This window comes from Bacillus sp. ISL-78 (assembly GCF_018613455.1).
Lineage (GTDB): Bacteria > Bacillota > Bacilli > Bacillales > DSM-1321 > Peribacillus > Peribacillus frigoritolerans.
In genome coordinates this window covers 97,687-109,056 of record NZ_JAGGQC010000014.1, presented here as the reverse complement: position 1 = coordinate 109,056, position 11,370 = coordinate 97,687, and the positions used below count along the sequence as shown (strand labels likewise).

Here is an 11,370-nt window from a genome sequence, read left to right as displayed (position 1 = left end):
ACTGCCGTGGCCCTTATCCTTCTAATCATTTACATATGGAATCAAAAGCTAAAAAAATCCGTACATAACCAGACTTTGAAATTACATTTATTAAATAAGGATTTAGAGAAACAACGGCAAAACATCGCCAATGCTGAAGCGTTCAAAGATCAAATCTTAAACAATATCCATAATGGCATCATAACATTCGATCTCGATTTCATGATTACTAGCTGCAATGCAAAGGCATCGGACATTCTTAACATTTCCAAGGAAATGATTCTGAATATTACGAATCATTCGCATTTAATGAAGAATTTCGAAGCTTTACACCAAGAACAAAATGAGAATAATCGTACGGGTTCTTTTCGAATCTTGGTCTTAAATGAGGAAAATGAACAAAAGGTGATTTCATATTCGATGCATAAGATGTTCAATTCTGAAGATAAACAAACCGGATACTTACTTTCCATGAATGACGAAACGGAAAAGAAAACATTGGAGAAAAAATTGGTCACACAAGAAAAGCTGCACGCCCTTGGTCAACTCGTTGCAGGTGTGGCACATGAAATAAGGAATCCTTTAACATCGATTAAAACGTTCATTGATTTACTTCCGAGTAAATATGATAATCCTCAATTCCGACAAGTTCTAATGGAACACTTGCCTACTGAAGTTAACCGCTTGAATGCGATTGTTACCGATTTAATTGAATATGCACGTCCGCGCCCGCCAAATATAACAAATTGCCACGCTCATGAGCTTATATCCTTACTTGCTTTTCATAAGGTGACAATGGAAAAAAAACAAATAAATTTCGAGCAGATGATTGAGGAGGACTTGATTTTTTATATAGATTTACAACAAATTCAACAAGTACTTCTTAACATGGTTTTGAATTCGATTCATGCCGTTGAAGAAACAAAGGAAAAGAATATTAAAATCACCATTGATAAAGTGAACGAAAAGACAGGGCGGATTGCCATATCGGATACGGGAAAAGGGATGAAGCAGGAAGAACTGAACCATATTTTTGAGCCTTTTTTCACGAATAAAGAAAAGGGCGTCGGTTTGGGACTTACGTTATCGTATAGTCTTATTAAAGAAAATAACGGAGATATCCATGTGAAAAGTTACCCTAATTCAGGAACGACATTCACCATTTTACTACCTATATATATTGAATAGAAGCCTGGAAAGAGGAGGAGTCATATGAAAATGCAAGTATTGGTGATTGATGATGAACCTGCTATTTGCACCGCTCTTAGCTTTGCATTGGAAGATTCTTATGATGTCATGACAACTACAGACCCGGATGAGGGTCTACGGAAAATCGACGATCAGCACCTTGATATTGTGTTACTTGATTTAAGAATAGGAAATAAAAGTGGACTTGATGTCCTACAGAAAATCAAACAAATATCACCTAACGTGACAGTCATCATGATGACTGCCTATTCATCCATTGAAACTTCCATTGAGGCCATAAAAAAAGGCGCCTACTACTATATTGAAAAGCCAATTAATATTGAAGAACTTTCTTTGCTGTTGATGAGGGCAGCCGAATTCAAACAGATGTCCAATCAATTGGAGTCATTACATGAAGAATTAGAGATTCAAAAGGGATTCGGTAACTTCTTTGGAAACAGCAAGGCGATGCAGCGTATTTTCTCAATGATCGAAAGAGTGAAAGATATTGATTCCAGTGTTCTCATCACGGGTGAAAGCGGTACTGGAAAGGAGCTTGTAGCCCGAAATATCCATACGATGGGGAGAAGGAAAAACAATCCAATGCAGATCGTCAACTGTGCGGCAATTCCTGAGATGCTGCTGGAATCTGAATTGTTCGGTTATGAGAAGGGAGCATTTTCCGGTGCAACTCAGAGGAAGGAAGGGAAATTCGTTGCTGCTAATGGAGGCATTCTTTTTCTTGATGAGATCAGTGAAATGCCCCTTCCACTTCAAGCCAAATTATTAAGGGTATTGCAGGAACGGGAGGTGACGCCTCTGGGATCCAATACAAAAATCTCATTGGACGTCCGTATTATAAGTGCAGCCAATAAAAACCTGGAACAAATGGTGATGGAAGGGGAATTTAGGGAGGACTTGTTTTTCAGGCTCAATGTCATTCCCATCTCGATGCCGCCTTTAAGAGATAGAAAAGAAGATTTACCGATCCTTATGGATTATTTTATAAAAAAACACGCGAAGGATATGAATCGTGAAGAAAAGATGTTCTCGGCAACCGCACGTCGAATTTTATTGGATTATCATTACCCTGGGAATGTTCGTGAGCTTGGTAACATTATAGAATATGCTGTTGCCCTATCAAACTCAAAAAAAATGGAAGATACCGACTTGCCGCAGTATGTTCAAGAACAGAAGTTCATTCTCCAGCCGGATGGCACTGCCGAAGATTTTAACAGTTTCAGGATTCCCATTGGCATTTCCATGAAAGAGATAGAAGAAAAAGTCATAACGGCCACTCTTCAATATTGTAATAATCATCGCCAAAAAACAGCCCAAATCCTAAAAATTTCTGAAAGGAGCCTTCGTGATAAAATCAAGCTCATTTCAAAAGAAGAATAAAGGATTCATCGTGTTAACCGGCAATTTTTTCTGGAAAACCGGAAAAAATTGCCGGTTTATCCTTTTATTATATTCAAGAAATCGGCAGGATTTGCGTTTTAAAGCAGAAAATCGACTTGGCATGGCATTTGCATCTAAATTCATTAAGAAAGGAGAATCACGATGAAAAATGGAGCACTCTTTATAAAAGTCGCTTTGTTATTTTGTTTCATGACAGGATGTTCTTTTATGAATGAGCAGCAGGAAATATCTAAACCTGCTACTACCTTGATACAGAGGCAACTAACTTCTGAAGGACAGGATTTAAATAACAGGATGTTAATCATTGGAACCGGAGATATGACAGGTGTTTACTTTTCATTGGGACAAAGCTTATCAAATATGTATGAAAAATACAACGGTGCTGTGTCAGGTACCCAGGTCACCGATGCTTCCATCGAAAATACTGAATTGGTTAGCCGTCATCGGGCAGAAATTGGTTTTACCTCAGTGGATGTACTGGATTTGCCTGAAACGGATAAATCCAAGTTAAGAGCTTTAACGGCCCTATATTCCAATTATGTTCAAATTGTTTCTACTAAACAAAATGATATTGATTCCTTGGACGATTTAGTGGGTAAACGCATTAGTGTAGGGACGGCTGGAAGCGGTACAAGGCTTATTGCAGAGCGGATACTGTTAGAATCCGATTTACCGACTGATCAATTGAATTTATCCTATCTTTCTTTTTCTCAATCTGCAGAAGCATTACGAAATGGTACCATTGATGCAGCTTTCTTTTCTTCGGGAATCCCTAATAATGAAATCGCTTTCATATCCAAGCAGACGGAACTAACTTTCATTCCAATACCGGGAGACATCATTGAACGCCTTCAAAAACAATATGGAGTTTATACTCATAATGAAATTCCCAAAGATACATACAGGGGGATGAAAAAAAATGTCCAAACGATTTCAATTAAAAATGTCCTGGTAACCTACAAGGAAATGTCCGATCCTCATGCTTACAATCTTGTGAAAACATTATATGAACATCTGCCTGAACTGCAGCATACACATCCAGCTGCTTCTGATATTTCAATAACGGAAGCAACTAAACAAGTTCCCTTGGATTTTCATCCAGGTGCCGTGAATTATTTCACCGAACAAGGAATTATTGGTAATCAATGAAAAACGGGAGGTAATGATTATGAAAAAGCTGATGAGTCTTTTATCAATAATAGTATTGATCGCTCTTGCGGGATGTGGTAATCCCACTCCGCAAAAACCGGGGGAATCCGTACAAACGGGTGCTGGTGAAAAAGGAGAGAAGAAAATAACGATAGCCGGTAATGGCGGTGTCATCGAAAGTGCCATCCGAGATGTGATTGCCCCGAAATTCAAAGAAGAAACGGGAATCACGGTTAATTATATTTCCGGTTTATCAGGTGAAATCCTATCCAAAGTGGAATTACAGAAGAATGCGCCGCAAATAGATGTTGCCCTTTTTGTACCGGTTGATGTTATACGCGCTAAGGAGAAGGAACTGATCGTACCAATTGATGAGTCCAATGTTCCCAATATGAAATCGGTGGATTCACGGTTCATTCCGGTTGAAAATGCGGCCGCTCCAGCATTTGGTTTAGTCATTGCACCAGCTTATAATACGGAAACCTTTAAAAAGGAAGGCTTAAAATCAATTGAATCATGGAATGATCTTGTCTCTCCTGATTACGAGGGTAAAACGGCATTTTCAGATATTACGAATGATTGGGGTTTCAATACCCTTAATGGTCTGGCCATTTCAAACGGCGGCAGTACGGAAGACATGGAACCAGGTCTCGAAAAGGCAAAAGATCTTGCAGCGTATTCCAATACATTTTATAAAAACTCAACGCAAATGATGCCAGCTATCCAACAAGGAGCTGCTGACGTAACGGTCATGGGAAGTTATTCCATAGGTGAATTGGCCGTTTCAGGTATTCCGATTAAGATGGCCGTGCCTAAAGAAGGCGTGCCGCTTCAAGCTTTCAGCGCTGGTCTAGTGAAAAATACGCCTAATAGCAAAGAAGCCCTAGAATTCATCAACTATGTAATCAGTGAAGAATCACAAGCATTAATTTCCGAAAAAGGATTTTATCCGACAGTGGAAGGCATGGAAATTCCAGAAAAATATGAAGAGTCAATCGGGCTTAAAGCAAGTGATAAAACATTTAAACCTGATTTCGCCAAGTTTGCCGAGATCCGTGCAGAGGTGTCAGACAGATGGGCGAAAGAGGTTACTCCTGAATTAGGGAAAAAACTCAAATAAAAAGGAGCGTGTTGATCACATGGAAGTATTAAAAAAAGATGTGGAAATTAATAGGCAACACCTGGAGGCAGTTCAGGGGGTTGGCTCAAATAAAAATGATGTAGAGATAAAAGGCGCGTTTAAACAATTTGGAGCGAATGTTGTCCTGAATGGCATTGATTTGGAGGTGAAACAAGGAGAGTTACTCACTCTTCTTGGACCTTCCGGGTGCGGAAAGTCCACAACCTTAAACCTCATTGCCGGGTTCCTCGATCCGGATCGGGGCGAGGTACATATTAAAGGCAATAATGTAACGAAGGTTCCGCCTTATAAGCGAGATTTAGGAATGGTTTTTCAAACCTATTCGCTTTTTCCCCATATGACAGTCTATGAAAATCTCAGTTTTGGCTTGAAACTGCGCAAAGTCGGTAAAGCAGAGCAAAAAAAGAAGATTAGTAAAGCGCTTGAATTAGTGAAAATGTCAGGATTGGAGAATCGTTATCCAAGGGAATTATCAGGTGGTCAGCGTCAGCGTGTTGCGATTTCAAGGGCACTTGTTGTTGAACCGGAGCTCCTTTTGCTTGACGAGCCGCTTTCAAACCTTGATGCAAAGCTGCGTCATGAACTCAGGGCCGAGATTAAGCGTTTACAAAAGGAAATTGGCGTAACGACCATTTTTGTGACCCATGATCAAGAAGAAGCTCTATCCATGTCCGATCGAGTCGTGGTCATGAATGCAGGGAAAATTGAACAAATCAGTACTCCGACCGAGATTTACAATCATCCGAAGACAGAGTTCGTCTTTCAATTCATCGGGAAATCGAATTGTTTTGAAGGGAGTGTGTCTGCTATCGATAAGCGGAAAGTTGCAGTCAAAATCGGTTCTGAAATCACTCATGTCGACACGAATAACGTCATGGGAAATGAAAGTGATCTGAAAACCGGGGATGAGGTAAAGCTTTATATTAGACCGGAAAAACTGCAAATTATTTCTCTTGATGAAAAATCTTCAGCTCCATTGGATTTCCATCGTGCCAAGATCAGCCAAATGAACTATCTTGGTACCTCATGGGAAATCAATGTTCTGTTACAGGGGAAAAGTATTCAAGTATTGACTTCCGCTTTCGATTCATCATGGCAAAATGGAAGTGAGGTGTTGATTGGATGGAGCCCATCAGAAGTTATGCTAGTCAAGAAATAGAACAGCAAACGAGTCCTATCGAACCGCAAAAGAAGCCTAAAAGCAAGAAAAGGAAAGTCTGGGTGCCGGGATTACTTCTTTTAACGCCGATTCTACTTTTCATATTTGGTTTCTTTGTCATACCGATGTTATACATTTTATATTTAAGCTTCATATCCACAGATAATCTTGGAGGAGCGGAGGCAGTATATAGCATAAAAAACTATACACAATTATTTTCCGATAGCTATTACTTATCTTCCTTATGGCTGACAGTGAAGATCAGTTTATATTCGGTCTTGGTTGCTTTATTACTTGGATATCCAGTAGCTTTGACAATGGCCAAAAGCTCAGCGCGGATCAGAGGGTATATCACTCTCTTGATCGTGTCACCGCTCTTGGTAAGTATAGTTGTCCGTAATTTTGGCTGGTACCTTTTGCTCTTGCCTAATGGAACGATTAATCAAACCTTGATGGCCCTTGGCATAATAGATGCACCATTGAAACTATTGTTTTCGGAGATAGGAGTTGTGATTGGGCTTTCCAATGCATATCTTCCTTTCATGATCCTATCCATCGTTGCAAGTCTTTATAATATCGATCCTTCTCTTGATAAGGCAGGAGCCATACTTGGGGCAAGCCCGTTCAGAAGGTTCTTTTCCATTACATTGCCGCTAAGCATCCCAGGTATCGTATCTGGCTGCATTCTCGTATTCAGTTTGTCAATGAGTGCTTATGTTACGCCTGCCCTAATGGGGGGAGCCAACGTGCCCGTGATGCCTGTTGTCATCTATGATCAAATTAATAACCTGCTGCATTGGACATTCGGATCTGCTCTTTCTTATATTCTATTAGCAACCACTGTCATNNAAAAAGGGAAATTCAAGGAGGTATTCCGATGATGAAAACGTTTGGCGGCCTTCGGGTTGCAGTAGCCGTTTTGGCCATTATCTATATCTTGATCCCGCTCATTGTCGTTATTCCCGCTTCTTTTACAAGTGCCAATTATCCAAGTTTTCCGGCTGAAGGCTTTTCACTGCAATGGTATGCCAAGATCTTGGAGCGCCCTGAATTTTTGGAAGCATTTTTGAACAGTGCGAAGTTCGCAGCATTGGCTGCCCTTTTCTCCGTCATATTCGGTACTTTGGGTGCCCTTGGTATCGCAAAGTATGATATTCCGGGAAAATCGTATATTACGGCCCTTTTAACTTCTCCATTAAGTGTGCCGCAATTAGTCTTGGGGATCGCACTCTTAATGTACTTTACACCAATGATGCTTGCCGGTACGTCTACAGGATTTTTAATTGCCCATATCGTGATTTGCATACCATATGTCATGCGGCTCGTATTAACCGGTTTAAGTGGATTTGATTATAATCTCGAAAGGGCTGCGGCCATACTTGGAGCAAATCCACTAACGGTATTCATGAAAGTGACACTGCCGCTAATTGGATCCGCGGCCATCTCAGGGGGATTATTCGCATTTTTGACATCATTTGATAATGTAACGGTCTCTCTTTTTATGGTATCACCTGAAATGAGAACGCTGCCGATTGAGATTTTCTCGCAAATGCAGGATGCCTACAATCCAATCGTCGCATCCGTGTCGAGCGTGGTTATTTTCATATCAGTCCTTCTGATTGTCATACTTGAAAAAATTCAAGGTGTAGGCAAAGTTTTTGGCGGTTCGCATCATACAAACGGTTAAAAAACGGGTATATATGATGTGACATACGATCATGCTGGCAAAGTTATGATTTTTTCGAAGAAAACTCATGTGTACATTCCATTCAAATGGGCCAAACACCTTTTCGCAGCCAATAACGGCGCCGTTAGGACAGGGACAGAGGGATTAACCTGCTTTGCGATATGTTCCATACTATATTGTGAAAGCAAAATCACTTCTGTCTTTCCATCCAATTGTTCCACCATCTTTTTAACCCGATCGTCATGTTCCTTTCTTTTTCCTTGTGATAATAAATGGATGATTCCGGGATCGACCAATGACTCGATCATACAGTCCGGATTCTTATTTAAAAGGTAATTTTGAAGGGCGATCGGCGTTTCTTTTACGGTAGAAACCAGGCCAATGCGAGTATAGCTAAGAGCTTCATCAAGCATGGCCTCATCTGAACGAAATAACTTTACAGAGTATAAAGGCTGTAAAATTGCAGTGATGTCATTAAAGGCAGAGCAAGTAAGTTGGATGCATGAAACATCAGAATCATAAGCTAAATTCACTAATGCAGAAAAGCGGCGGATGATTTCAGGAGTTAACTTGCCGCTCTTTTCCATCAAGGAGAGAAGGGACGTGTCCATTAAATGAAGGAGTTCAATGTTCGGTGCAACCGTCTGAAAGGCAATTTCAATTGGTTTTAGCGCAGTGTGGTTGCATGAATCAGTGCGATTTTCAAAAAAACCCTCTTTTATTTCATCATTATACCTAGTAGAACTATTCCATTATATTACATACAGATAGACCTCTTACAAATTTCTATTAAGAAAGGAAGGGAGAAGCATGGAGAAAGAAGCCCTGGTCGATCTTCGACAGGTAATTCCAGATGAGAGAATGTTTCTAGATTTGGCAGAAAGGTATTGTTATAGCTACGACGCTTCTTTCGGGGAATATTTACCCGAAATCGTCATTCAGCCAAAAAACGCGGAGGAAATCAGTGCAGTGGTTAAATTGTCTAATACTCACAAAATACCTGTTTATCCTAGGGGATCAGGAACTTCGCTAAGCGGCGGCCCTTTACCTGTTAAAGGGGGGATGGTTCTTGATATGACCCTTTTGCGGGATAAATTGATCATTGATCGGGAAAATATGCTTGCCATAGTCTCTCCAGGTGTGATTACGGCAGATATTCATAAAAAGGCCGAAGAAGCCGGCTTATTCTATCCGCCGGATCCAAGCAGTTCCAATGTAGCCACTATAGGCGGGAATCTATTAGAAAACTCCAGCGGTCCAAAGGGATTGAAATACGGAACGACAAAAGAATACGTGATAGGTCTGGAGGTGGTCACCCCGACAGGAGAAATCATTCGAACTGGCGGAAAGACCGTAAAAAATGTAACTGGGTATGATTTGACCCGATTGATCGTAGGTTCGGAAGGTACCCTGGGCATCGTAACTGAGGCAATCATCCGCTTAATACCAAAACCTCAATCTAAACAAACATTTGTCGCCCACTTCAATCATTTGATAGACTCTGGCCATGCCATTACCAGCATTTTATCATCAGGAATTCTACCCTCTGCCCTGGAATTGATGGATAATGCGTGCATCCGTGCTGTTGAAAGCTACCGTCCTTCCGGTTTGCCTCTTCAGGCTGAAGCCATTCTGATCATAGAAATAGATGGACACCCATTGGCGATTGAGGAAGAAATCAATAAATGCGCCGATATATGCAGGGCAGAGGGTGCTTCCTACGTCAAGATAGCGGAGACAGAGGAAGAGCGCCAAACGATTTGGAGAGCGCGTAAATTGGTTTCCCCGGCCATTACACAAATGGGCCCTACAAAAATTTCTGAAGACGCGACCGTTCCACGCAGTCAAATACCTGCAATGATGGAGAGATTAAACAATATCCGGGAGAAGTACGGATTGAACTTGGTTGTATTCGGTCATGCAGGGGATGGGAATTTACATCCGAACATCATTACCGATAAAAGAAATATTACGGAAATGAAAAAAGTGGAGCTTGCTGTCAGTGAAATTTTTGAAGCAGCTATCGAATTAGGAGGAACACTTTCCGGGGAACATGGAATCGGTACTTTAAAGTCACCATATATGGAAATGGAATTAGGAATAACCGGAGTGAATATGATGAAAAAAATTAAAGAAGCATGGGATCCCAATAATATCCTGAATCCGGGGAAGATTTTTCCTGATAAGGGACAGACAAGGGTTGTGTTGGTTACATGAATCTACCCACCAAACCGAATGAGTCAAATGCTGCTGTCCAAAATTTATATTCAGATGCCTATGATTGGACAAACCAATGCGTAAAATGCGGATACTGTTTACCGGCATGCCCTACATATGAATCAATGGGTGTGGAATCCGCCTCTCCACGCGGTCGTATCAATCTAGTGAAAATGGCAGCCGAAGGAAAAATAGATTTCCAAAAAGATTTAGCTGAACCAATCGACTTATGCTTAGGCTGCCGTGCTTGTGAAACAGCATGTCCTGTTGGTGTGCCATACGGACATATACTGGAAGCGGCTAAAGAAGCCATTGAAAACTCCCCGTCAGCCAACAAAAAAAACAAAATGACAAGAATCAAAAAACTGGCATTGGTTCATCTTTTTCCATATCCAAAACGGATGAACAGGATTGGAAGTGCAGTGCAGCTCTATCAAAAAACCGGCTTATCCAAGCTTATCCGTTCATCAAATATATTGCAGAAGGTTTCCCCTGCCCTTGCACATTTAGAACAGGCACTTCCAGACATCGAGACTTCTTCCAAACGTATCCGGCAAGGTACGATTATGCCAGCAAAAGGGGAAACGAAATTAAAAGTTGCATTTTTTACTGGGTGTATCATGGATTCCATGATGTCACGAATTAACCGTCTTTCCATTGAGCTGCTTACCATAGCAGGGTGTGAGGTCATTCTCCCTGAAAACCAGAATTGCTGCGGTGCTCTCCATTCCCATCAAGGTGAAACAAAACAAGCGAAAGCATTGGCAAAGAGGAATATCCAAGCCTTCATGCAAACGGAGGCTGATGTAATCATAAATAACGCAGGAGGCTGCGGTGCTTCGCTTCTTGAATATGGACATCTATTGGCAGAGGATCAAGAATGGGCTGCGAAGGCAAGGGCTTTCTCGGAAAAATCAAAAGATATCAGTCAAATTCTTCATCAATTGGGGCCGCTACCTTTCACTGAAGAATGGCAAGGCATCGTTTCCTATCAAGATTCATGTCATTTACGCAATGTTCAAAAGGTCCAAAAGGAACCTCGTTTATTATTGCAATCCATACCAGGAGTTTTCTATGTCGAAATGGAAGGGTTTGACCGTTGCTGTGCATCCGGAGGCATTTACAATCTTCTCCACTTTGATGAATCCATGAAAATTCTTGATGAGAAAATGAAGAATCTTAAAGAAACGAAAGCAACTACCATTGTTACGGTTAACCCAGGATGCCAAATGCAAATGAGCATTGGCATCCAAAGGGAGGGAGCGGCAAACCAAATGAAAAGTTTGCACCTTGTTGAAGTACTTGCCAAGGCTTGCGGCTTGGATTGACAAAAAGGATATTGAAACTCCTTAAAGCATTACCCGTCAGCGTTTTCGCACTTATGTGAAGATGCTGACGGTTTTTTATTTTGGCTCTTTTCGTAAAGAT

Annotated in this window: 10 protein-coding genes; 9 read left to right on the top strand and 1 reads right to left on the bottom strand. The window is 41.0% G+C overall.

The annotated features are described in order from the left end of the window. The 7 genes from J7I96_RS16315 to J7I96_RS16285 form a co-directional block, all read left to right on the top strand. Nucleotides 1-1,167, top strand: a 1,167-nt coding sequence (locus tag J7I96_RS16315) for a two-component system sensor histidine kinase NtrB (protein ID WP_215048093.1), incomplete at its 5' end; no start/stop codon positions are given. Nucleotides 1,168-1,191: 24 nt separating this feature from the next. After that, nucleotides 1,192-2,568, top strand: a complete 1,377-nt coding sequence (locus J7I96_RS16310) for a sigma-54-dependent transcriptional regulator (protein WP_251025052.1) — start codon at nucleotides 1,192-1,194, stop codon at nucleotides 2,566-2,568. A gap of 162 nt (nucleotides 2,569-2,730) precedes the next feature. Beyond that, on the top strand, nucleotides 2,731-3,738 hold the full coding sequence (locus tag J7I96_RS16305; RefSeq protein WP_214768278.1) for a TAXI family TRAP transporter solute-binding subunit: 1,008 nt from the start codon (nucleotides 2,731-2,733) through the stop codon (nucleotides 3,736-3,738). A 19-nt stretch (nucleotides 3,739-3,757) separates the two neighbouring features. Then, nucleotides 3,758-4,858, top strand: a complete 1,101-nt coding sequence (locus J7I96_RS16300; protein ID WP_214768277.1) for an ABC transporter substrate-binding protein — start codon at nucleotides 3,758-3,760, stop codon at nucleotides 4,856-4,858. Between the two features lie 19 nt (nucleotides 4,859-4,877). Next, a complete protein-coding gene (locus J7I96_RS16295; RefSeq protein ID WP_214768276.1) occupies nucleotides 4,878-6,038 on the top strand; it encodes an ABC transporter ATP-binding protein in 1,161 nt (386 codons plus the stop codon). Further along, nucleotides 6,002-6,919 (top strand): ABC transporter permease, encoded by a 918-nt coding sequence (locus J7I96_RS16290; RefSeq protein ID WP_215048092.1) that lies wholly within the window; start codon nucleotides 6,002-6,004, stop codon nucleotides 6,917-6,919. Before J7I96_RS16295 ends, J7I96_RS16290 begins: the two co-directional genes overlap by 37 nt. Next, on the top strand, nucleotides 6,919-7,725 hold the full coding sequence (locus J7I96_RS16285; RefSeq protein ID WP_095678476.1) for an ABC transporter permease: 807 nt from the start codon (nucleotides 6,919-6,921) through the stop codon (nucleotides 7,723-7,725). Before J7I96_RS16290 ends, J7I96_RS16285 begins: the two co-directional genes overlap by 1 nt. A gap of 65 nt (nucleotides 7,726-7,790) precedes the next feature. Here the strand turns inward: J7I96_RS16285 and J7I96_RS16280 are convergent, their stop codons facing one another. Continuing rightward, nucleotides 7,791-8,336 carry a hypothetical protein gene (locus J7I96_RS16280; RefSeq protein ID WP_251025051.1) on the bottom strand — a complete coding sequence of 182 codons (546 nt, stop codon included), beginning with the start codon at nucleotides 8,334-8,336 and terminating at the stop codon, nucleotides 7,791-7,793. Nucleotides 8,337-8,535: 199 nt separating this feature from the next. On the opposite strand from J7I96_RS16280, the gene J7I96_RS16275 reads away from it, so the two are divergent. Together J7I96_RS16275 and J7I96_RS16270 are read left to right on the top strand one after the other, a co-directional pair. Beyond that, complete coding sequence (locus J7I96_RS16275; RefSeq protein ID WP_214768274.1) at nucleotides 8,536-9,942, top strand: FAD-binding oxidoreductase; 1,407 nt, start codon at nucleotides 8,536-8,538, stop codon at nucleotides 9,940-9,942. Continuing rightward, the gene (locus J7I96_RS16270) at nucleotides 9,939-11,270 is read left to right on the top strand and encodes a (Fe-S)-binding protein (protein ID WP_214768273.1); all 1,332 of its coding nucleotides are present in this window, start codon (nucleotides 9,939-9,941) and stop codon (nucleotides 11,268-11,270) included. Before J7I96_RS16275 ends, J7I96_RS16270 begins: the two co-directional genes overlap by 4 nt. Nucleotides 11,271-11,370 lie beyond the last annotated feature (100 nt).